The sequence below is a fragment of the Polaromonas sp. P1_F6 genome, assembly GCF_056405695.1.
In genome coordinates, this window is sequence record NZ_JBFUBQ010000003.1 from 375,089 (window position 1) to 396,750 (window position 21,662).

Consider the following 21,662-nt stretch of genomic DNA (forward strand, 5'->3'; position numbering starts at 1 on the left):
GTTGGAGGACCGCGGTTCAGTTTTTCCGCGATGAGTGTCGACTTCACAGGGTGCGCGAACCGGCATCGGCACTAGGTATCGTTGGCTGCAAAAAATGAAACCATATTGCATAGAGCCACATATGCCAGAAACTGAGATCAGGCTGAATGCGCTGAGCCCCCATTATGAGAACTGCACCGATGCTTAATGACACGACCACCTTCACGCGCCCATCGAAGGATTTGTCATCGACCTTGGCGACGGTTCGCAGGGCGAGCCAGCCCATTGTCGCAAAAAGGCCGAGGTAAAAAATTCCCCCGGCTACGCCAGATTCGAGTGCAGCTACCGCATAACCAACAGCGATTGAATTCTGCACTGTCTTCATCCCCAAGGCGGTACCCGTCCCCATCGGATGTGCTTCTAGGTAACTGATAACGGTGCGTATTCCTTCAAAGCGCTCATTGAAAGAGAGCTTTTTTCCATTGGCTGTGGTACTGAGAGCGTAAGTCGTACGGTTGACGCACGTCGCGTAGTCCGAGGATGTTCGTTCCATACAGCCTTGCACGACAGCTGCCGCAGAGGCATTTCCGGTGTTTTCGAGATAGTGTCTGGCGCACGCATTTGCCAACACATACATCAGGCCAATGGCGCAAATGGCACCCGACAGAAAAACCAGCAATTTGCAGTCTCCAACAGGTCTTCCGAAGGCTCGCAATAATAGAAGTAAACCCAATACCAATAACAGGAAAAGTCCGGCACCTAACGACATGCTGAACATGAGTCCTAGGACGATGGCGGCAGACTTGGCATACGCTTCTTCGGCGATCAGAAACCAGAACAGTGCCGGTAGCAAAGCGAACGCATAAGTTCCTGGCTCTTCGCTTAGGCCTTGAATGCGAAAAATTGGGGTGGGCGGGCATATTGGCGTATCTGTAACGTAAAACGCCCCAAAGAAAACGTCGCCCATTCTCCCGCCAAGATCCACGACAGCGATGGGACCAAAACCCATAACAATCGCGGCTACAGCCGCCAATGCCAAAACAACCGTCACCGCCATCACGTTCGCATATATGCGCATGGTGGTGAAAATGAATTTCTTGTTAATGTAGAGAATTAGGAACAAGAAGAATAGGAATTTTGTGAACAAAATACCCCACTGCAACAAACTGGTTCTTGAAGATGAACTGACGGAGGCGATCAGTAGCATCAACAGATAGCCAATCCAGCACGCAATCATGATTTTGTGCGGTCTTGTTAAGGTCGGTTTATTCCTGCGCAAGGTAATCGTCGTCACCGTACCAATCACAAAAAAGCAAATGGCGAAACCGGTCTGGAACAACGACAAGTTGAATTGCTTCACCATGATTGGAAAAAGCGACCATGAGAGTACCGTAATGAAAACCAGCAGGACATGTGGATTTCGCTCCCGTGTGTGTCGCAGCCAGGAATTTCTGATCATTTTTGGTTTGTTCCTGGCTTGGCCTGGAGATTATTGAAGCGGAGCCGCTTATGTCAGGTAAGGCACTATCGTGAGCAAAGAGTCCTGATACATACGACCTTTGTCGCTCCGGATAAAACTTCGGCCATGCTCACGCATGCGTTGGATTTTCTCGCCCGACATAGCGCTGATCGAGCGGAAAACCTCCTTCCATGACGGGTAGTCCCGGCAGTCTATATAAGCGTCCTTGGGAATCAGGTGTTCTATATCGGACGCACCCAGGTAGAGTGGAATCGTGCCCGCATAAAAACAGTCGAAGATCTTTTCAGTCACATAGCCCTGCATGACCATGTTTTCCAGACAGAGGCAGAAGTTGTATTGGCTTAAAACCTCGTACTTGGATTCGCAGGCGCCTTGATAGATGGACAGCAATTGTCGGCGTCTGCTAATGAAAGGCCACCAGAACGAGGTTCGAGCTTTAAGTTTTTTCCAGCCTCGCCCGTACAAATCGACAGCACCCAGAGACGCGAGTTCAACCATGGCCTCGATGCGTTTGCTGTAGAGCTCGTTGGGGACGTTGCGAGGGACGTGATTCCCGTTGATGACCACGATGCGGTTCTGTCGGTCAATGCGCGACCACCATTGCTCGATCACATCCTGTCGCGGCTGCGGCCAGTAGAGTTTTCGCAGCTTTGTGGTGTCTACGCCCTCAAGCGAATAGCCGTCGCCGACGGTATTATGGACATAGACCTCTTTGAAGGCCGCAGTCAATTCTGGCAAAGCCAGGTAAAGCCTCGGTTCCACCACTGGCGGCTCGAAAATCACAAAGGCTTGCAGCCGTATGTCCGGGCGTTGAGCCAATGATCTGAAATTCTCCATTACGCCGAGAGAGTAATAGTCAAAGGTGCCGCCCTCGGGACCTGGAAGCAGATCGGCGGTGTGTACTGGCATACCGGCAAGGCGGCAGTTTTCGCGCACCTGCGCGTAAGGCACCAGCGAGTCGTCGCGATTCAGTACCGGGTCGGAAAGGTCGAACAACTTGTTGCCATAGTAGGCTGGCGACGGTGGGTCGATATAAATCGCGGTAGGGCGATGGCTCGGGCTCATCTATTGGTCATTTTCTTGAAGCGACTCAGTACTGCCTTTGCCCATCCGCGGAGGCGAAGGAACAGCATGAGCCTGAGAAAGGCGCTGAGCGTAAAAACGGCAAACCCGCGGCGTGTCTGCACGGCCGCCTGGATTGCGGGCAATGAAAAAACGGTGGGACACAACTCGGCAGCGCGCCCGGGCTCGTTCTTGATGAGCGCATTGATGGCACGCATGACGCGGTCACGCCTCTCCAGACGTTCATAGTTCTCCCTGTCTCGTTGTGTGAGCATTACTTGAACATCGTCCATGTCCAGATAGTGGTCCATCACGCTGAAGAAGGCCGCCCGTTCGGTGTCGAGCCGGACACTGGCCGATCCCTGGTTGCCGCTGATGCGGTAGCGCATGCCGGGGAGCGAAAGAATTCCGACGGCACGTCCCTTTGCCATCCTGAACCATACATCAAGGTCCGCACTTGAGCCAAAACGATCACCGCGCCAGGCCTTGATGTCGTGCTGGTAAATGTGGGTCAACGCCATCACGCTTGGACAGATCAGGAAATTGGAGTGTTCCAGAACGGCCTTGAATATGGTCTGAAAATCGTGCAAAGGTCCAACCGCTGCGAGTGCGGCAGGTTGACGTATTTTGCCTATTTCACGGCCGGTCTCGTCGATCAACAGGGCTTCGGTGAATACGGCAGCAGCTTGAGGATGAGCCTCCAGGAATGTCACTTGCGCGGCGACCGTATCGGGCTCGTAGATGTCGTCTGCATGGTAGATCGCCGTGTATTTTCCTGTGGCCAGTTCGATGCAGCGGTTGAAGTTGCCCTCGCCGCCCAGATTTACCGGGTTGCGATGCAGGACAAGGCGAGGGTCATTGAAGCTCTCGACGATGCCTATCGTGTTGTCAGAGGACTGGTTGTCGACGACCTGCACGACAAGATTGGTATATGTTTGCCCCAATACCGAACGCAGGGTTGCTGCGATGGTCTTTTCGGCGTTGTAGGCAGGTATGCAAATGCAGACCAGCGGATGCACTGTGTCAGCCATGCATCAGGCCCATGCGGTCGAAGACATGCCGAAAGCGGCTTGCGAAGGTGTGATCCTTCAAAGTTCGCTGATAACCAGCTTCGGCAATTTTCTGCCGCCGCGGTTCGTTGTCGAGGTAGAGGGCAACTTTCTGCCGCAGATCATCAGGGTCGAGATAGATGGCGATCTCGTCGCCGATCTGGTATTGCTTTTCAAGCCCTTCCACGTAATAGGACAACTGGAACGCAGCGCAACCATTGATCTCGAAATGCCGCGCTTTTATCTGCTCGACATTTTTTTTGGAGCGTACCCTGTTCAGCGCCGCGCGCGGCGATGACAACAAATACCGTGCATCCCATGATGCGGAGTTTGACATGTTGAGATTCACGCGCGTTTCATTGAATATCGTTACCATTTCTTCGTGCGAGACGATGCCTTCAGGCCAGCGATAGCCTGCGGTCTTGACCTTGAAACCATCTTTGCGCAGAAGCCCCACCAGCCAATCGCGGTAGGGGTGCCATGCGCCAACAAAAGATACGTCGTATTTCTTTTCGGTATTGGTCCGGCGATAGATGTGCTCGTTGCAACCGAACGGAAAATGAATGGCGTTGGGTAGACCTAATGCCCGGTATTTTTGGACTCCATAGACGTCCGGTGTCGTGAAAAAATCAAACTGCGGCGCCCAATAGAGTGAAAATTCGATGCGCCAGGTGTCGTCGTGAAAGAAGCACAGCGTGCGCGTGTGCTGCTTCATGGCCCTGATCGCCTCGGGCTCGAACTGATCGGTATAGAGCGAAAACATTGCGAGATCGTATTTCGATGCCGTCACAACCTCGAGCAGCTTGCGGTTCATGGCTGGCTTGCCCAGGTGCTGGATCTCGGTCATGTAGTCAAACAGCTCGACCTCGTGTCCGAGCGCTAACAGGCTCTGGTAGAAGTTGTAGTACTCGTACGAATGACCCCGCGTCGGGTCTCCATAGTCATACGACATGCAAACGAGGAGAACTTTCATGAAACTTTGTCGTGCCTTGGCAAATAGGGATAAAGCAGCCAGTAGAACATCGGCAGGAAGGCCAGCCCAGTGACAACGATAAGTACTCCCGCCGCGATGATGCCCGGGCTGTTCATGGCCCACCGGCCGGCCGTCGCAATCAACATCAGGCTAGCGCCCATGGCAGTGCCTTTGAGCAGCATACGTAATGGCAGGTGCATGTCGAGCGCGACGATCATCAGGTAATGCATGGCGATCAACATGCCGACGCCGGCCAGCGAGCGGGCCAGACCGACGCCATGCGCACCCATGCTGGGTGCCAGGAACTTGATCAGCACGATGCAGATGACCGCGCCGAGCAGGTTCGGCAGCAGCAGTAGACGGGTCTTCATCTTTGCGTGAGCCGACATGCTGTAGACGCCGGCAACAACCCGTGCCCCTTCTGCCAGCACGCCCCAGATCACGAACTGCGATGCCGATTGGTATGCCGGGCCCACCATGAACCGCGTTAACTCTGGCGCCAGGCTGATCAACAAAAAGGTCACAAGCATCAACGAGGGCAGGATCGCCCCAGCGTATTTATTCCAGGCTGCCGATTGCTCTTCGATCGTGCTGGTACTCACCCGCTTGTAGAAACGCGGCTGGAAGTAGGTTGTCAGCACCGATTCGAACGCCGCCATCAGCCCCGCGCTGATACCGTAGCCCGCGACAAACAGGCCGAGCGCAGCCAGACCCAGTGAGTCGGCGACAAAAAAGCGGTAGCCTTGCGTCTGCAGCCAATTGAAGCCGACGGAGATTGCAACCGGCCAGGCGAAATCGAACAGCAGCTTGAGGTGCGAGCGCGATAGCTTGTCTGCGGACCGCTCCGGCCCGAGCTTATCGAAGAACAACTTGACGCCGATCACCGCGAAAACCGTTTGGCCGATCAGCAAACCGAGCAGCCAGTATTCAGCAGTCGGTGAGAAGTATTCGACCAGCGCATAGGCGCTCGCCAGGCCCATGCCGATCGTTGCCAGCGTGAGGACGATAAAACGCCCGCGCAACTCCAGCAGGTTCAGCGAAGGAATCGCCGTCTGGTTGATCGTGTTGAACAACAGCGAGCCGCATACCAGCACCAGCAACCATGTGGTGTTGAACTGAAAGCCGAAGGCGTGGATACGGTTAAGCACTGCAAGCGTCAGCGCGGCGATGACACAGACACCGAGTAAATAGACCCAATGGAGCTTGAGATAGTGTTTGGCCCGCCCAAGCTCATCCCATGCATGGAAGCGGCGGTTGATGAACATGCCGATCGGATTGACGAGAAACAGCGCAAAAAAAGCCGTCGCCGCCGTGATCAGTGAAAGCCTGCCCATCTCGCTTGGCGGCAAATAGGTTGTGGCCACTCGCATCACCAGCAGCAACAGGATGAACTGGGCCGCGCGGCCGAAAATGATAGTCAGCAAGTGGCGGTCCTGCTTATCTGGTTGGTTGTGATGTGTGGCGGTACAAACTGGGTTGCGCGCCCAAAAGTAATAAGGAACAAGCTTCAAGCTCCTTTGTCGTTTGGCGATTCGTTGAGAAATCGGCTTACCTGATCGGAAAGGCTCTGGTCATAAGTAAGATCCTGCAAGGTAATGTTGGATGAGTAATGCGGGCCGAGCTCGCCCAGATTCTTGATGAAGTTGTAGTTCAGATTTTTAAGTAGAAACTCGTAAACACCAAACTGCTTGGTACGGGGCATCAAGTGATACAGAAATATGGGTTGGCAGCCCCGCAGCAGTGCTTCGAACAAAGCCGTACTCATGGTCCCGGCGACCTGTTTCGGGCGATATGCTTTTAAGGTTTCAAGCACCGACATTGATTGCGCCACGATGCCGATTTTGTCACTTCGGAGGGACATGTAAAAATCGAAATTTTCGTTCTTCGCGATCCAGTCGGACGGATGAATTTTTATATATACCTTCGAGAAACGGGTAGCCAATACCTCGATGGCTCTTTTCGAAAGATTTCGCTCCTCGCTTTCGAGCCCGAAGCACGCAAAGTTCACCGCAAAAAAAACGATGACATTCGATTCCGACATGTCATTGGCGCGGACGCCATCTGGCGTGATTTGATAGCCGACGATCGGAATGTTTCTGTCGATCGGGAGTCTCATGCCGGAGAACACATGGTCTATGTACCGGTCGTTGATGCGCACGTGCATGCCTTCCTGGCCGGCGCATGCGTGAGCGGGTATGCCCATCGTTCGAAAGATGAGATTAAACACCGGCATCACAAAAAAGTTGCGAAATCTTTCGTGATTCTTGTGAAAAGGACTGTTATTGAAATAGAAGCCAATGCCCTCATCAAAAAGAAGAGTGCGCCCTCCTGCCTTCTTCATTTTTTGCGCAAACAGGGCATTGTTGAGTTGATATTCTGTGATCAGGATCAAGGTGTCTGCCGGCTTGAATGTGAAGCGCTTGGACAGTGATCTTTGATGCAAAAATGTTCGGATGTACGAGCGCACGCTTTTATATCCGCCTCCGCTGCATAAGGGGTGAGAGCTGAGTTCTTCGATCTGGAGGTCTGATTGAGGTATCAGCGTATTTCTCTTCGCAACATGCGACAGGAATACAACGTCGGAGCGGTCAAACCCGCACTGACTGACGATCGAAAGTGCGAGCTGTCCGTGGTAATCGTTATCGACCGATATGTAGATCATGTGTTGATCTATGTTACTAATCCGTAGCCCGCCATGGAGGGGGTGGAGTTATAGGTATGTTGAAGGGGTCTTACTGAAGCCAGCCAGCGCTGGCGGCCGACCACGACCCGACCAGCTGCCGCCGCTGGCTTGATCTCTGCACTTCGGCATTACTACACCCCTGCCCGAGCTCTTCCGTTTGAGCTTGGCTTTCATGACGTTCTGTCCATACCTCACGGCAACTTCGATTTCCCGCTGCAGTTCGGCCAATGTATTCATTATCTGTTCACGCTACTTGTAGTAATAAAAAATGCCTAGTCATGGACTGCGGCGTGTACAGGGACGATCCCGCGAAAAACACAAAGAAACGGCGAATAACTCGAGCCTAGACGGCCAGTTCCGCGTCTTCTGTCACTGCATGGTGTTGGTAGGTGAGGCGACCTCGCTTGCGTCCATACCAGACAATGTTCCGCGAAAACAGTTCCAGATTGCCTGCGAAGTTATAAGGCCTCTTGATCAGGTAGCTGACATTCCTTTCGACCAAATCCTTGGTTAATCCATTGCGGTGAGTGGAAACGAAGTCAGGTATGTCGTATTCAAAGATCATTTCCGTATCGTCAACATCATGCGGGTTCGCAATGATGATCTTCTGATAATTCAGCAGGGCTTTGATGATGTCGACATTGACCGGTATATCTTTTTGAGCCAAAAGTGCCCGTGTGAACTGGTACAGCTCGGCATATACCTCGTCCTTGTGCTTCGAGAGCCGTAAGAACGATGCCTCCTCGGCTGGCCAGGACACATCGGAGTCTTCCGGCAAGTACTGACCATACTCGCGTCCATCGAGAACACCGTCCAGAACGCCATTCAAAATCGTGATCTCTCGTCCAATATGGCTTGCTGGGTTCGCATACGCATACTGCAGCAATCCCGAGTAGATGTCGTGATAACTCACCTTGGCGTAGTTGCGCAGGAAGATGGCCGCGCTTTGGAACAGTCCGAGCATGTGAAAGCATTGGACAATCCATGCGAAGTGATGCATCGCGCGCCAATCACCCTTGTCCATGGTGTCCGTCTCGACGATGATGCGGTCATATTCCACAATCGCATTGGAATCATCTTTCTTGGAGTGCGCGGTAAAAATCGGAATCGCGACCGTCTTTATCCGGAACATCTCCTGGTAGACTTTGCCGCCCATTTCCGCATTGGGCATGATCGAGCAGTTGTATATGTATATCTGGCTGTGCTGGCCATTGTCCAGCAAGGTGCAGATGCCTTTTGCAAACGAGTCGCGAGACTCTCCCGGTAGTCCCAGGATCAACTCGGTGAATGTCGTTATTCCAGCCTCGTTATATTTGGACTGAAGTTGTTTGAACACTTCAAGCTTGATGTTGTCGCGTTTAATCGACTTGAGCGCGCCTTCGTCCAGACTCTGCATACTGATCGATACGGCTTTGAGCATTTCGCCGGCATGCAGGATTTTGCCCACGCCGAAGATTGCTTCGGTGCTGTTTTTCGTAAAGCACACCGCAAAATCCTTCGGATAGCCGGTGTTTTTCTTGGATGCGACCAGCGCGGTAGCTATGTCGATATCCCGCTTGCGAATGCCGAAATTCGCATCGCAGCCCAGAATGTAGCCAATCTTGTTTTTCGAAAACCATTCAATTTCTTGGGCAATCCGGTCGCCCGGAAATTCATTTACTTTTGACGCGATTGATGAGCCCCAATCGCAAAAAGTGCATTGAAAAGGGCATCCGCGATTGGTCTCCCATGGTGCCATCCATTCCACTTCCGGGTTATTCACCACCAGTGAATCAAATTCGCCCTCGAGATAGGGCGACGGAAGCTCCGAATAATCCTTCAGGCGTGGCGGCTTTTTGTTGGTGATGACTTCGCCATTTTTTCGGTCGTTGAAGGAAATACCAGGAATCTCCCGGAAACCTTCGTTGCTCAGGTACTTAGTCAGTATTTCATCGAAGATCATTTCACCTTCTCCGTGGACCGCTATGTCTATAAAGCCATATTGGTCGAAGAAGTCGGGGCTGGAGTCCGGCACGTGAGGGCCGCCAAATATGATCAGGGCATCAGGATTGACTTCTCGAATGCGCTGGGCGACTCTGACACTCAATTCCCAGTTCCAGGTATACGCAGATACACCGAACACATCGACAAACCCGATCGCTTCCACAATCTCTTCCACTGCAGCGCGTTTGTAGATGAAAGGATTGAACTTGAAAGCCTCTTTCAGCTTCCGGTTCTTTTTAACGTAAGCAGCGAGGACTCCAATACTGTAAGGAAGGTAATACTGATTCCCGTAATTGTTATTGAGCTGCATGAGCTGAATGATTGGGGTCGTATTCGTCATAATGTTTGACATTCAATTCAATATTGTTAAGCCACTCGATCGCGAGTTCGATTGACTGTATTCCGATTTATATCGTCACGCCTGCCGCTACACTTGTATGAGTCCGAGGGCGACCAGTTGGGGCTGGGTGGCTTCCTTGCCAGAATTTTCGTTGATTCCCGGGTGGATTGCAAAGTTATGGATCGCGGCTGCCGCATCGGACCAGCGCTCGGCCTTCACATGATGCCGGATATCCAGGTCCTTAAGCCCCGCCTGCTGCCTGGCTTTCATGAGGCTGAGCGGGCTTTTGAAGAGACTTTCGAACACTTCGTCGTCGTATTGCACCATCCTTAGATCCACTGTCGCCAGACCCATATAGTTTCCGGCCTCTGTGGTCATGATCGTGCAGGAGGAATTTGCGCATAGCGCGAATTCCTCCGCAATGCTCATGTTATGGTTCAATTCTTCGTAGTTCGCATCGGTGATGTCCAATGGCAACGCCGGCGTCCCAATGTTGATGACCTTGCAGTCGAATTTCAGCAGTTCAATGATCAATGGCCGCAGAATTGATTTTTTTGAATTGTGAACGACAGCCTTGTTCTGGAAATTCCTTGTTCTCAGGACGACAACAGGTTTTTCCTTTGCTTGCGGGGTGACATTCCTGGTTCTGCAGTAATCACCAGACGAAATCATGTCCTGTATATATTCAAGATTGGTAATGAACCATTTCGTCAGGTTTGGTTCCACCGCTTGACCTGTGGATAGATCGAAATAATCCGACATCCGGACGTATTTCTGGATTCCTAATTTTTCCCTGCATTTTTTCAGCAGCTTGCCTTCCAGCCCGCTTTTGATATAAAAAACATTCTGCCGGGGTGTTCGCCGGAAAAGGTGATAGCTCATGGCGCGGGTGAGCTCGAACCGGTAGAAAATTTTATGCAGTCTTTCCAGAACGGAGTACCACTTGAGTTCTATTCTGGAAGGGTGATATTCGGAAATGACCGAGTATTTTTGTATATTCGTTGCGCTGAAGGTTACGGTCGTGTCGGCATGGAAATACAGCCCGGCAAATATGTCGGGAACCAGCACCGCTATTTTTTCATTGCCGCCCATCACTTTTTTATAGCGCCAGATCTGGGCGTTTCTAATGACGGCCTCATTGACCTCTTCAAATCCAAAACTTACCAACATATAACAGGCATCCCTCGAGTATTCAGAAAAAGCTGGCGATTGGCCAAAATATTGGTGTTGCTGCGCACGTGGGAATTACCACGCCGACCTGCCACCATCCATGACGATGTTTTGTCCATTCATATAAGCGGAAGCATCGGAACAAAGGAACTGGATGGCTGCCCGATATTCATCTCTGCCAGCCATGCGGCCGATGGGGATAAGCGAAGTCAGGCGCGTAACAAATTCGTCGCCTTGGCCAGTGTAGACCCCTCCGGGGGATAGGGCGTTGGCACGCACGCCTTGTTCTGGCCAGTAAGTGGCCAGGTAACGGGTCATTCCCACCAAACCGGCTTTGATAACCGAATAGGTAATGGGTTTGACGGGTTGCAGCTCGGGAGGTAGTCCGTCTTTTCGGTACAGGCGCTGGTCGGGTGAAAATACCGAGAGATCCGACGCGATGTTCAGAATCACGCCGCCTTTGCCGTCGGCGGCCATGGCCGCACCGAACGTCTGGCTGCAGAGAAACGCGCCTGTGAGGCCGACCGCGATCTGCAGGTTCCATTGTTCGATCGGGAAATTCTCAAGGCGCGAACTCTCGACGATGCCGGAACCGTCAGTGACTTTCGGGTCGATCGCCGCGTTGTTAATCAGAATATCCACGCGTCGCCCCTTCACCGCGAGCTGCGCGGATAACGCTGCGACCGCCTCTGGGTTCGAGACATCGAGGATCGCGGTGTGGATGCGGCTTTCATCCGAGGAGCGGGCCAGGAGTTCTTTGGCTGAAGCGAGTGCGCCGTCACCGATGTCGGTAAGCACCACGGCCGCGCCACTTTCGAGCAACGCTGCTGCGTGCTCCCGACCGAGCAGGCCTGCGGCACCCGTGATCAGCGCGGTTTTTCCCGTGAGATCGAACTTTTTAAATGCGGTAGTCATGGGTATTCCTTCGAGTTTCCGCTATGCGCGGACCTGGCCGCCGTCGAGTGTCCAGACTGCACCGGTTGCAAAACCCGAGCGTGGTGAGGCGAGATAAGCCGCCAGTTGACCGATGTCCTGCGGCGTACCGAGGCGCGCCAGTGCGACGTTGGCGGCCAGCATTGACTGCACGGCATTTGCGTCGGCTGCCAGCTTCCTGTCCCACACTGAGCCGTCAAACAGAATGTTGCCGGGTGCTATGGCATTAATGCGTACACCCTGGGCGCCGAGTGGTCGGGCGATGCCGCGCACGTAGGCGTGCAGTGCGGCTTTGGCGGCCGAATAGGTAACTGGTGCGCCCGGGATGACCTCGAGCCCACAGATCGACGAGATGCAGATCACCGCGCCGCGCGAAGCGGCGAGCGCGGTACGCGCCGCCTCGACCGTATGGGTGACGCTCCAGAGGTTTAGCGCGAACACGCGTTGCCATTCCTCGGGAGTCTCCAGACCCGGTGCCACCGAACGGCCGCTACCGACATTGCAAACCAGAATGTCGAGCCTGCCGAGCGCCCGAGTCGCTTCGTCGACAACCTGTCGTGCCTGGCCTGCGTCGGAGACATCCCCCGCGACAGCCGCCGCGGATTTCAGGGCCATAGATGCCACTTTCAAGGCATCGGCGTCACGTCCGTTTATCGCGACCCTGCAGCCCTCGGCTTGCAGCGCCTCGGCAATGGCCCGGCCGATCCCGCGTGAGGAGCCGGTGACCAAGGCTGTTTTGCCGGCAAGTTCAAGCTCCATGGCGTGCTATCCAGTTGACAGCCATGTCGCGGTAGCGGCAAAGCGCGCCCGCATGGTCGCCGTCATGCGCCCGGGCAGTTTGCAGGATGTAATTGCCTTTGTAGTCAACTTTTGCGAGTGCTGAAAAAACAGTTTCGAAATCAGCGCTGCCTGTGCCAAGTGGCACCGTGGTACCGCCGAGCACGCGGTCTTTGATATGCACGTTGACGATGCGATGGCCGTAGGCCGCGATTTCGTCGGCAGGCCGCATTCCGAGCCCAGCGCTGTTGCCGATGTCGTAGTTCACCCCGAAAAGTGCGGGATCCAGCCGTTCGATAAAACGCGCGAGTTCGGACGGTCCAAAATCCGACTCAAAGACGACCTGAACGCCCAGCTCGGCCAGCAGCGGGGCGTGAGCCTGCAGCACGGAGACCAGATGGTCTTCCTGTGCGCGTGTCGCCAGGCTGCCGTTGTCGACCAATGGCAGGACCATCATGACGATGCCGACTGCGGAACAAGCCTTGGTCACGGCCCGAAAATCCTCTTGCAACTGCTCGGCTTGCGCCGTATCGGCCTTCCAGAACGGACTCTGCATGAAGCAGTCACCGGTCAGCGAACCGATGCGCACGCCATACCGCGCGCGCAGCGCCGTGATCTCCGAGCGGCCAACCTCGGTCAGCAACGGGTTGCTGTAGAGCAGGTCCTGATCGAGCGTCCACTCCATGAGGCCGAAGTCATGCTGGCGTGCCGATGCGAATTCGGCTTGCCAGCAATCCCAGGGGAAGGCCTGAATGCGACCGTTTACGAGCGGCGAAAGCCGCCCCTGCATGAATCCCAGACGTGTGTTTGTAGGCATATCAACCGGCCGTCGTTTCAAGAGGTTTGGTGGCGCTGGAGAGCAGCATGATTTCTTTGGAGAATCTGACCCATTTGCTGTGCTTTCTCAAAAAACCCGGCACCAGCAGTCGGGTGAGCTCGGCGAAGGGCAACAGCCAGGAGCCCTGGCCCCAGAGAACCGGCAGTTGCCGGAAACGCTCAACCTCGATGTTTTCGAAGCCATGAATCAACTGGATGTCGCGCAGCGAGGATTGCATGAACGGCGTGCGATGCGTGTAGTCCTCGAAATAAATCCGGTAGTTGAACTCCCAGTCCGGACACAGCGTGATCACGGTACCACCCGGTTTGAGCACCCGATAAATTTCCTGAACCAGACGTTCGGGGTAGTAAAAATGCTCGATCACTGATTTGGAATAGATTACGTCGAAGAAATTGTCTTCATAGGGTAGTGATTCCTTTTCCAGATCGGCGGTCCGCAGGTCGGCATCAGGGCAGTATTTTTCGGCGGAGCGCGAGCGATCCACGCCGTGGCCCAGAACGCCGCAGTCGATGAAGCCACCGAGAAACTCACCGCGACCGCAACCTATATCAAGCAGTTTCTGGCCGGGCCTGATCCGATAGCGGTCAAATAGATAGCGCGCCAGACGGGCGGGATAGTTGGTGAGGGGGCGGTCGATTTCGTTGTAGACGACATCCACGTAGTCGCGTTGGATTCTAGTCATGTTCTCAGCACTTCCACAAGTTCCAGAAGCACTCCGTCGGGGGCCTCGCAATAGATGACTTTCACTGCCCCATCGGGAGAGCGCTGTGGCGCGGCCTTGAAACGCACCCCCGCGGCGGCGAGCTTTTCATGGGCTTCGTCCATGTTGGAAACGGTCAGCGCGACATGCGTGAAACCTGTCGAGTACGGCGTTCCCGTCCAGCGAGGCTTGTCGGGATGCGAATGAAAGTACAGCAACTCGATCATGCCTCCGTCGGGTGCGGTGAGCTTCGAGGTCGTCACCCGCACATCGGTGAGGCCCATCATCGCGTCGATGTGCGGCCCGGACTCGTCCATCTGCCGTGCCACGGTGAACCCCAGCAGGTCCCGCCAGAAGCGCAGCGCCGCATCGAGGTCGGCGACGACCAGGCCGGTATGGCGAATCTGCGTGATCATTTGGCCGCGATCTCGGCGATAGCCTCGCCGAGCACATCCACACCTTCGAGCAGGGCCTCGTCGGTGATCGTCAGTGGAGGGCCGATCTTGATCGATTCGCGCCCGGTATGCACGACCAGCAATCCCTTCTGCATGCAGAGTTCGGCGACCTGGCTCGTGAACGGGCCGTCGGCCGCACCGGTCTTGGGGTGCTTGAACAGTACCGCCGCGATCAGACCTCGACCCAGCAGGTGTGAGATGCGGTCGGGAAAACGCGCCTGCAGTTTGTGCAGTGCGGCAAACAGCAGCTCGCCCTTGCGCGCGGTCTCGGCGACAAGATTGCGATCTTCCATCTCCTCGATGACGGCGAGGCCAGCGGCGCAGACCAGGGGATTGGCCGAGTGCGTGCTGCTCATGTTGCCGACATCGGGCAGGTCCATGATCGCGGCGCGGCCGATCACGCCGGACAGCGGTACGCCTCCGCCCATGCCCTTGCCGCAGCAGATCAGGTCGGGCGTCACGCCGTAGTGCTGGAAGCCGAAGGCCTTGCCGGTGCGGCCAAAGCCGGCCTGCATTTCGTCAAAGGTCAGCAGGATGCCGTGCTTGCGGCAGACGCGCTCGATGGCCTGCACATATTCAGGCGGGTAGAACACTGCGCCCCATCCCTGGAAGGTTTCGAGCATGAAGCCGCAAACGTCTTGCGCAATGTCGATACCGGCCTTCTCGAGCCTGGCCAGGCTTTCGTCCAGAAATGCTTCTGGCGTGCGCCCGGCCAGGGCCCATGGATAGGGGAACGGGATGTGATGAATGTCGGCGTCCTGGTAGCCTATCCATTCGCGCTGGGCCAGATTACTGCTGAGCATTTGTGCGCCCATCGTGCGGCCGTGCCAGTTGCCTTCGATGCAGATCACGCCGCGGCGGCGTTTGCCTTCCTTCTGGCCGTTCATGCGCATAAGTTTGAGCGCGCCTTCGGTCGCTTCGGTACCGGCAGAAAGCAGGAAAGCTTTTTCGAACGGTGCACCGGCGAACGCGACCAGTTTTTCGAGATAACGTGCGCGGTTCTCGTTCGCATAGGCATAACAACCATAGAGCGGGCGGTCCAGCGTTTCTTTCATGGCGGCGGTCACGCGCGGATTTGAATGTCCGACGTTCGCGACAAAAATGGTCGAGGTGAAGTCGATCCACCGATTCCCGGCGGCGTCGTAAATACTGTAGTCCTCGGCCCGGTCCCAGACCAGCGGCAACTGCCCGTGCATGGAACGCGATTCGCAGGCCTCAAGCCGTTCGAGCACTTCGCGCGTGCCCGGCGTCGGGATCGCGGTCTGGATCAGGCGGTTGGCGGTCGAGACCGGTGGAACGGATTGGGGCAGGCGGGAAAAGGAATGTGCGGCCATGATTGTCTTCAGTTGAAAAGTTTTTGTGACACACCCGGCATCCGGGTGATCTGGAATTCCAGGTGTTCGAAATCGTCAAGCGTGTCGACCTCGACCACCGGTGGCGTGACGAAGGGCAGCACATGGTTGCCGTGCATCAGACCCGACTTTCGGATGAACGCGCTCGACAGCACATCGACATAGCCATTGGCCTGGTAGGTGTTCGGAAATTGCTGGCGCGCGTTGTTCGCCGCGTCGAGCTCGGTATTGTCCGCGCCAAGACGCTTGAGCTGGCCCCCCTCCGCCATCTCGAAGGTCTTATAGGCGGACTCGGACATCTCATGTACCGATCGCAGGGCGGTTGCTTGCGGTGCTGCGATGAAAGCCTTTACCGCATCGTCGATCAACTGCGGGTCGCGCAGCGGCGTAGTTGGCCTGATATGCACGATGTATTCGGGCTCGCCGCTTTCAGCGGCCAACCAGTCGAGCGCGTGGACAATGAAGTCGTAGTCGGTCGAACGGTCGCCCGAGATCGCTTCGGGGCGGAGGAACGGCGCTTCGGCGCCGAGTTCCCGCGACAATGCCGCGTATTCGGCCGAATCGGTCGAAACGATGACGCGGTCGATGGTCGTCGACCGCAGGCAGGCGGCGATCGACCAGGCCAGCAGCGCGTGGCCGCCAAGGGGTTTTATATTTTTGTGGGGGACTCCCTTGGAGCCCGCTCGCGCCGGAATCAGCGCCACGATTTTTGTCATTTCTTTTCGGCTCCCTTTGGAAAATACCAGGCCTCGACCAGACCGCACAGAATATGCCCGACCAGAATGTGGCACTCCTGGATGCGCGCGGTTTCACTCGACGGAATACGCAGGCATTCGCAAGCTTCATTGAGCTTGCCACCGCTCGCGCCGGTCCAGGCGAATGTGCTCACACCGCGCCCGCGGGCGGCCTTGACGGCCATCAGGATATTGGCACTGTTGCCGCTGGTCGAGATCGCGATGAAGACGTCCTCCGGTTTCGCCAGTGCCTCGAGCTCGCGCGCAAACACGAACTCATAGCCGTAGTCGTTGCCGATCGCGCTGATCGCTGAATTGTTGGCTGCCAATACCACCGACGCGAGCGGCGCGCGGTCGAACAGGAAACGCGAAGTGAACTCCGCTGACAGATGCTGTGCATCGGCAAAGCTGCCGCCGTTGCCTGCAAAAATGATCTTGCCGCCGGCCTTCAGCGAGGCCAGGCAAGCCTGCGCGAGTTTCTCGATCTGCTGCAGCAACGCGCCGTCAGCCAGCAGCGCTTGCTTGACCGCGATGGACGCTTCGACCTGTGTTTTGATCTGCTCTAGGCTCACAGGGTACCTTCCAGCTTTTCGAGCGCGATCCAGAAACCCTCGCCGCCGTTCTTGTGGCCCTGCCAGATCTCGGGGATGAACGAAGCGGTCGGGCAGCCTTTTTTCAGGATTCTGCCGAGTCGCGTGAAGTCGATGTCGCCTTCGCCGATCTGCAGGCCCTCGCCGTTAAGACCCTGGGCGTCGCCGAGATGCAGGTGCGCCGAGATCGGCGCGATCTTTTCGGCGAAGTCATAGAAGTCGATGCCGAAATGGTTGCAGGTCAGGCGCGTGTGCGAGATGTCGAAACACATGCGCAAGTTCAGGCGTTGGCACCAGTCGACGATTTCCTCGATGCGGACGAAGATGTTCTGGAAGCGCTGACCGCCGAAATGCCAGGGGAACGGCGCCATGGTCTGCGGGATCAGTTCGACGCCTTCCATGTCGAGTTCGCCGAGGCTTTTTGCGAAGCGTTCGTAATAGGCCGTGATGACGTCGGGCGGCAGCGGCGCGTCCATCGTGAAGCCGCCGATATTCGCGACGATCGGCGGTCGGATGGTCTTCGGAAAGAAGCGTTTGAGGCCGCGCGTGATATCGATGACGCGCTGGGTTTCAGCGATCGACTGGCGGCGGTAGTCTTCGTCGGGCGAGGCCAGATCCATGAGCCGGCTGTTGGCGAACAGCTCGGGCGCATGGACCACAAAATCACAGGAATAGGTGCCACTCAGGAAATCGTCCAGCTTGAGCTCCATGTCCGAATACGACAGGTGAAATTCGAACAGATCGGGTTTGATGCGCGAGTTGTATTCACCGAAGTCGTGATAGCGGACGGGTACTCCCCAGGGACGCTTGAAGCGGTAGGGCCGCGGCTCGATCCGTTCGTCCTTGAGGTCCGACGGATAGAAGAAGTCCTCTGCCGCCATGTCGTGCTGCAAGGTGCGGCCCAGCAGTTTTTCGTAGTGCTGCGGCGACAGGCCCTGGCCAGGGCTGCGCACCTGCACATCCTCAGGCCGGACGATCGAGCCCTTCTTGAGGGCTTTCGCGGCGACCAGGCTTTTTCCGAGGTTCTCACGGTTGATCATCTCGCCTTGCGAGATGCGGCGCTCACGGCCGTCACCGAGCGCCTGCTCAATCTCGCGGATACCCTCGATCAGGCGCTTGAATTCCGCATGCTCGAGGCTGGCCGCGTGGTCGGGGCCTTCCATGCCGCGGTCCAGCGTGAAGTGGCGTTCGATCACGCAGGCACCGAGGCCGGTCGCGGCCAGGGTGACGGCGATACCTCGCTCATGGCCTGAATAACCAACCAGCGGATGGATCAGTTTGAGTTTTTCCATCCAGCGCAGGTGGATGTCATGCAGCGGCGCCGGATAGGTACTGTTGCAGTGCAGCAGCACAAACGAAGCGTTGCGCTTGTTGAGGAAGTCGACGGTAACCTGAACTTCCTCGCGCAGGCTCATGCCGGTAGACAGGATCAGCGGTTTGCCGGTTGCGCAGAGCTTCTCGAGCAGCGGCAGGTTGGTCAGATCGGCCGAGGCGACCTTGTAGGCCGGCACGTGCAACTGCTCGAGCACGTCGACGCTGTGTTGATCCCATGGCGTGCAGAGGTAGAGAATGCCCTTGCTCCCGCAATAGGCTGCGAGTTCGCGGTGCTGTTCAATTGAGAGTTCGAAGCGGCGCAGCAGGTCGAGCACGTATTCGGTGCCGAGGTCCTCGCCGTCCTTGCGCAGGGTGCGCTGGCGATAGACCTCGTCGAGTTTGCGCAATTGGAACTTGGCGCAGTCCGCGCCCATCTCGACGGCCAGGTCGACCATCTGCTTGGCACGCTCAAAGCTGCCGTTGTGGTTGTTCCCGATCTCGGCGATCACAAATGCCCTGCCGGCTCCGACCTCAAAATTGGCGATGCTGATGCTCATGTTTTTTCCGGGTGGGGTTGATTCTTGCCTTCGCGCGCGGACCAGGCGCGCAGCCCTTCCTGCTCGAAGCGGAATGGGCGCACATTCAGGCCCAGGCTTTCGAGTTTTCCAATGAGCTCGTGTTTACGGAACGGTGTGACATAAAAAAGAAAGAACCCGCCGCCGCCGGCGCCAAGCAGCTTGCCGCCAAGCGCCCCGTGCGCGCGCGCATCCTCATAGATATGGTCGAGCCGGTCGTTCGATATCTTGCTGCTGAATTGGCGCTTGAGCAGCCACGACTCATGCAATGCCTGGCCGAACTGAAGCAGCCTGCCGCGTAGTAGATGATTACGAATGCGGTAGGTGAGCTCGACATTGGTCTGCACTTTCTGCCTGATGTCATCCTGCTGCATCTGTTGGCGCTGGTCCTGATGGATGTCGCCGGAGTCGTGTGGTGAACCGGTATCGCAAAGTACCAGGCTTTCCTCGAGTTCGAGCTGGACATCGGCCGGTATCCGCAGCGGGTGAACGATGTTCTGGTCCATCCGGAATTCCATGAAATTGAAGCCGCCGAACACCGTCGCATACTGGTCCTGCCAACCGCCCGCAATACCCAGATAGAGCCGCTCGGCCTGAAATGCAAGTTCCGCGACCTCGTGCGAGTCCCAGCGGTCCTGGCGGAATTGATTGAAGCAGCCGAGCACGGCCGCGGAAACAACAGCAGAACCACCGAGACCCGAATTCATCGGAAAATCGGAGTGCAGATACAACTCGAAGCCGAAGTCCGGATGAACAGTCTTGAGCAGTGCCTGAATCAACCCGAAGTTACCTTTTTGATCCAACGCCCCTTGAAGGTTTTCGGCTTCAAGCGAGGCACCCAGATCCCGCGAGTGAATCCGTATCCGTGCGTCGCTGCGCTTGCGAAGTGTTGCGTGGCTGTACAGGGAAATGGTCGTGTTGATGACAGCGCCCCCTTCGCCCGCAAAGAAATGGGTGAGATCTGAACCGCCGCCGCCAAAACTGATGCGTACCGGGGAGCGGGCTCTTGCGTAGACGGGTTCTTCTCGTTGAGCGGGAAGGTAATCCCTGCTGACTATACCGACCAGCTTGCCGGCCTGATCAAGCAAAGGGATAACCTGAATCCGATTATCCAGTTGCTTCAGCAAAAGCTCACGCGGGGTGGAGCTATCGGCCCACACGAAGCTGGGGTTGGCGCAGGAAGAAATCCGATCGTCCAGCGATGCGCCGTCGAGTAGCTTGCGCCTGATATCACCGTCCGTCGCCAGACCGGTGGTTCGCCCTTCGACGTTCATTATCAGGACGATCCCGTGGTGGTTCGCCTCGATCTGTACAAGCGCCTCGCGCAGAGACGCCGATTCGGCAATCAGAAATACATCAAGGCTCACAAAGTACCTGCTTTCCGAGACTCAATCCATCGGCAAAACCGGAAGTAGTCAGCTGGAATACCGATGTCGATAAATTCAGTGCATAGTGGCACCGCCGTGAGTTCACCTGCCCTGGCCAGGCTCGGAAAGATTTCGTCCTCAATCGAGAAAGGCCGGCCGTCCCAGTCCCGAAAAGATCTGGCGTCAAGTCGGTACATGCCAGCATTGATCCAGCCCGGGCCGACGCTGTTCTTTTTTTCGGTAAACGTACTTATTTTATGACCTGCCATCTCCACGCGGCCATATCTCTCGGTATTGTCGACATGCACGACGGCAATTGCCGGCACTTCGGCATCGCCAAGCCGGTTCAGGCTCTGGCCCAACCATGTATCCGCGTTGGCCACAAGGAACGATTGCTTCAGGCCGAGTTCCCGGACGGCGTAGGCAATCGCGCCGCCGGTGCCAAGTGGCACAGCTTCGGTCAACGTATCAAGCTCACAGTGGCGAAGGCTTTCAGAAGCCCTTTTTTCGTTGAGGAATTGCTCGATCAGTGGCGCCTGATGATGTAGCAGGAACGTCATTCGGACAATTCCCTGCGCCGCCCACTGGTCAATCAAGTAGGCGAGATAGGGCTGGCCGGCCACCGGTGCGAGGGGTTTGGGCAGTTCGGGGACAGCGGTGCGCAGGCGAGTGCCAAATCCGCCGGCCAGTACCAGAAGGTGGTCAGGCCTCATGCCCCAGCTCCCATCGTCAAGAGCAGTTGGGCGGTGGCCTGCGCGAAATCCTGGCAGACCGCAAATTTGTCCGCTAGTCCGGCCTGGGTGAGTTCGTGATCCAGGTCGTGGACGCCCGTGTTTACGCCCACGCCTTGACAGCCGATGTTGGAGGCAGTCTGTAAGTCGGTCAGGTTGTCGCCAACATAGCACATGTCGACCGGCGCGAGGCCATATCGGGCCAGCAATTCATAGCCAAATCGCGGCGAGGGTTTCCGATAGACGATCACTTGCTCCGGTGATTCAGGAGAGATGCAAATTTCCTCGAAAATCTTCGTGTCGAAACCGAGCTTCCGAATGAGCTCCTCGTTGCAGCGCATGGCCGCCTCGATCGAAAAGTAGCCGCGTCCCACCCCGGACTGGTTGGTATGCAGGAATAATTTATGCCCCGCCTGCTTGAGTTGCGACAACCCCTCGCGGACTCCCGGGAGAAGTTCGACCTGGGCTGGGTCGCAGAGATAGGGAACATGATGAATCAGTGTTCCATCGCGATCAAACACGATCAGTTTTGACGCTTGACGAGGAGTTGACATGGGCGATCGGCCAGATGTACTTG

The 21,662-nt window shown here is 56.1% G+C and carries 20 protein-coding genes; all 20 read right to left on the reverse strand.

The features are described 5' to 3' along the window. Window positions 1–43: 43 nt before the first annotated feature. The 20 genes from AC1DY9_RS11390 to AC1DY9_RS11485 all read right to left on the reverse strand — a co-directional run bounded on the left by AC1DY9_RS11390 (window position 44) and on the right by AC1DY9_RS11485 (window position 21,639). Window positions 44–1,438 (reverse strand): hypothetical protein, encoded by a 1,395-nt coding sequence (locus tag AC1DY9_RS11390; protein ID WP_477666545.1) that lies wholly within the window; start codon window positions 1,436–1,438, stop codon window positions 44–46. Window positions 1,439–1,486: 48 nt separating this feature from the next. Then, entirely contained in the window at window positions 1,487–2,524 is a 1,038-nt protein-coding gene (locus AC1DY9_RS11395; protein ID WP_477666546.1) for a glycosyltransferase family 10 domain-containing protein, read from the reverse strand. Continuing rightward, window positions 2,521–3,552 (reverse strand): glycosyltransferase family 2 protein, encoded by a 1,032-nt coding sequence (locus tag AC1DY9_RS11400; RefSeq protein ID WP_477666547.1) that lies wholly within the window; start codon window positions 3,550–3,552, stop codon window positions 2,521–2,523. Before AC1DY9_RS11400 ends, AC1DY9_RS11395 begins: the two co-directional genes overlap by 4 nt. Continuing rightward, window positions 3,545–4,543, reverse strand: coding sequence for a CgeB family protein (locus tag AC1DY9_RS11405; protein ID WP_477666548.1), 999 nt, complete (start codon window positions 4,541–4,543; stop codon window positions 3,545–3,547). The genes AC1DY9_RS11400 and AC1DY9_RS11405 overlap by 8 nt, the downstream gene beginning before the upstream one ends. Next, complete coding sequence (locus AC1DY9_RS11410) at window positions 4,540–5,967, reverse strand: lipopolysaccharide biosynthesis protein (RefSeq protein WP_477666549.1); 1,428 nt, start codon at window positions 5,965–5,967, stop codon at window positions 4,540–4,542. The genes AC1DY9_RS11405 and AC1DY9_RS11410 overlap by 4 nt, the downstream gene beginning before the upstream one ends. 83 nt (window positions 5,968–6,050) lie before the next feature. Then, a complete protein-coding gene (locus AC1DY9_RS11415; protein ID WP_477666550.1) occupies window positions 6,051–7,205 on the reverse strand; it encodes a polysialyltransferase family glycosyltransferase in 1,155 nt (384 codons plus the stop codon). A gap of 364 nt (window positions 7,206–7,569) precedes the next feature. Further along, window positions 7,570–9,519, reverse strand: a complete 1,950-nt coding sequence (locus AC1DY9_RS11420) for a B12-binding domain-containing radical SAM protein (protein ID WP_477666551.1) — start codon at window positions 9,517–9,519, stop codon at window positions 7,570–7,572. A 117-nt stretch (window positions 9,520–9,636) separates the two neighbouring features. Next, window positions 9,637–10,719: a hypothetical protein gene (locus AC1DY9_RS11425; protein ID WP_477666552.1), complete on the reverse strand. Its 1,083-nt coding sequence runs from the start codon at window positions 10,717–10,719 to the stop codon at window positions 9,637–9,639. A 75-nt stretch (window positions 10,720–10,794) separates the two neighbouring features. Beyond that, window positions 10,795–11,634 (reverse strand): SDR family oxidoreductase, encoded by an 840-nt coding sequence (locus tag AC1DY9_RS11430; RefSeq protein ID WP_477666553.1) that lies wholly within the window; start codon window positions 11,632–11,634, stop codon window positions 10,795–10,797. A 21-nt stretch (window positions 11,635–11,655) separates the two neighbouring features. Beyond that, window positions 11,656–12,411, reverse strand: coding sequence for an SDR family NAD(P)-dependent oxidoreductase (locus tag AC1DY9_RS11435; protein WP_477666554.1), 756 nt, complete (start codon window positions 12,409–12,411; stop codon window positions 11,656–11,658). Next, window positions 12,401–13,246: a sugar phosphate isomerase/epimerase family protein gene (locus AC1DY9_RS11440; protein ID WP_477666555.1), complete on the reverse strand. Its 846-nt coding sequence runs from the start codon at window positions 13,244–13,246 to the stop codon at window positions 12,401–12,403. Before AC1DY9_RS11440 ends, AC1DY9_RS11435 begins: the two co-directional genes overlap by 11 nt. A 1-nt stretch (window position 13,247) precedes the next feature. Then, window positions 13,248–13,949, reverse strand: coding sequence for a class I SAM-dependent methyltransferase (locus tag AC1DY9_RS11445; protein WP_477666556.1), 702 nt, complete (start codon window positions 13,947–13,949; stop codon window positions 13,248–13,250). Next, window positions 13,946–14,383 carry a VOC family protein gene (locus AC1DY9_RS11450; protein WP_477666557.1) on the reverse strand — a complete coding sequence of 146 codons (438 nt, stop codon included), beginning with the start codon at window positions 14,381–14,383 and terminating at the stop codon, window positions 13,946–13,948. The genes AC1DY9_RS11445 and AC1DY9_RS11450 overlap by 4 nt, the downstream gene beginning before the upstream one ends. Next, window positions 14,380–15,756 (reverse strand): aspartate aminotransferase family protein, encoded by a 1,377-nt coding sequence (locus tag AC1DY9_RS11455; protein ID WP_477666558.1) that lies wholly within the window; start codon window positions 15,754–15,756, stop codon window positions 14,380–14,382. Before AC1DY9_RS11455 ends, AC1DY9_RS11450 begins: the two co-directional genes overlap by 4 nt. 8 nt (window positions 15,757–15,764) lie before the next feature. Beyond that, entirely contained in the window at window positions 15,765–16,490 is a 726-nt protein-coding gene (locus AC1DY9_RS11460) for an acylneuraminate cytidylyltransferase family protein (protein WP_477666559.1), read from the reverse strand. After that, entirely contained in the window at window positions 16,487–17,080 is a 594-nt protein-coding gene (locus AC1DY9_RS11465; protein WP_477666560.1) for a D-sedoheptulose-7-phosphate isomerase, read from the reverse strand. The genes AC1DY9_RS11460 and AC1DY9_RS11465 overlap by 4 nt, the downstream gene beginning before the upstream one ends. Further along, window positions 17,077–18,969 (reverse strand): N-acetylneuraminate synthase family protein, encoded by a 1,893-nt coding sequence (locus AC1DY9_RS11470; protein WP_477666561.1) that lies wholly within the window; start codon window positions 18,967–18,969, stop codon window positions 17,077–17,079. Before AC1DY9_RS11470 ends, AC1DY9_RS11465 begins: the two co-directional genes overlap by 4 nt. Continuing rightward, window positions 18,966–20,354 (reverse strand): GHMP family kinase ATP-binding protein, encoded by a 1,389-nt coding sequence (locus AC1DY9_RS11475; RefSeq protein WP_477666562.1) that lies wholly within the window; start codon window positions 20,352–20,354, stop codon window positions 18,966–18,968. The genes AC1DY9_RS11470 and AC1DY9_RS11475 overlap by 4 nt, the downstream gene beginning before the upstream one ends. After that, on the reverse strand, window positions 20,351–21,067 hold the full coding sequence (locus AC1DY9_RS11480) for a sugar phosphate nucleotidyltransferase (protein ID WP_477666563.1): 717 nt from the start codon (window positions 21,065–21,067) through the stop codon (window positions 20,351–20,353). Before AC1DY9_RS11480 ends, AC1DY9_RS11475 begins: the two co-directional genes overlap by 4 nt. Beyond that, complete coding sequence (locus AC1DY9_RS11485; RefSeq protein WP_477666564.1) at window positions 21,064–21,639, reverse strand: D-glycero-alpha-D-manno-heptose-1,7-bisphosphate 7-phosphatase; 576 nt, start codon at window positions 21,637–21,639, stop codon at window positions 21,064–21,066. Before AC1DY9_RS11485 ends, AC1DY9_RS11480 begins: the two co-directional genes overlap by 4 nt. Window positions 21,640–21,662: the final 23 nt, after the last annotated feature.

Excerpts from the sequence above, each read along its gene's own strand:
- AC1DY9_RS11390 (WP_477666545.1), bottom strand. The coding sequence starts at position 1,438 with ATGATCAGAAATTCCTGGCTGCGACACACACGGGAGCGAAATCCACAT.
- AC1DY9_RS11395 (WP_477666546.1), bottom strand. The coding sequence starts at position 2,524 with ATGAGCCCGAGCCATCGCCCTACCGCGATTTATATCGACCCACCGTCG.
- AC1DY9_RS11400 (WP_477666547.1), bottom strand. The coding sequence starts at position 3,552 with ATGGCTGACACAGTGCATCCGCTGGTCTGCATTTGCATACCTGCCTAC.
- AC1DY9_RS11405 (WP_477666548.1), bottom strand. The coding sequence starts at position 4,543 with ATGAAAGTTCTCCTCGTTTGCATGTCGTATGACTATGGAGACCCGACG.
- AC1DY9_RS11415 (WP_477666550.1), bottom strand. The coding sequence starts at position 7,205 with ATGATCTACATATCGGTCGATAACGATTACCACGGACAGCTCGCACTT.
- AC1DY9_RS11420 (WP_477666551.1), bottom strand. The coding sequence starts at position 9,519 with ATGCAGCTCAATAACAATTACGGGAATCAGTATTACCTTCCTTACAGT.
- AC1DY9_RS11425 (WP_477666552.1), bottom strand. The coding sequence starts at position 10,719 with ATGTTGGTAAGTTTTGGATTTGAAGAGGTCAATGAGGCCGTCATTAGA.
- AC1DY9_RS11430 (WP_477666553.1), bottom strand. The coding sequence starts at position 11,634 with ATGACTACCGCATTTAAAAAGTTCGATCTCACGGGAAAAACCGCGCTG.
- AC1DY9_RS11435 (WP_477666554.1), bottom strand. The coding sequence starts at position 12,411 with ATGGAGCTTGAACTTGCCGGCAAAACAGCCTTGGTCACCGGCTCCTCA.
- AC1DY9_RS11440 (WP_477666555.1), bottom strand. The coding sequence starts at position 13,246 with ATGCCTACAAACACACGTCTGGGATTCATGCAGGGGCGGCTTTCGCCG.
- AC1DY9_RS11445 (WP_477666556.1), bottom strand. The coding sequence starts at position 13,949 with ATGACTAGAATCCAACGCGACTACGTGGATGTCGTCTACAACGAAATC.
- AC1DY9_RS11450 (WP_477666557.1), bottom strand. The coding sequence starts at position 14,383 with ATGATCACGCAGATTCGCCATACCGGCCTGGTCGTCGCCGACCTCGAT.
- AC1DY9_RS11455 (WP_477666558.1), bottom strand. The coding sequence starts at position 15,756 with ATGGCCGCACATTCCTTTTCCCGCCTGCCCCAATCCGTTCCACCGGTC.
- AC1DY9_RS11460 (WP_477666559.1), bottom strand. The coding sequence starts at position 16,490 with ATGACAAAAATCGTGGCGCTGATTCCGGCGCGAGCGGGCTCCAAGGGA.
- AC1DY9_RS11470 (WP_477666561.1), bottom strand. The coding sequence starts at position 18,969 with ATGAGCATCAGCATCGCCAATTTTGAGGTCGGAGCCGGCAGGGCATTT.
- AC1DY9_RS11480 (WP_477666563.1), bottom strand. The coding sequence starts at position 21,067 with ATGAGGCCTGACCACCTTCTGGTACTGGCCGGCGGATTTGGCACTCGC.
- AC1DY9_RS11485 (WP_477666564.1), bottom strand. The coding sequence starts at position 21,639 with ATGTCAACTCCTCGTCAAGCGTCAAAACTGATCGTGTTTGATCGCGAT.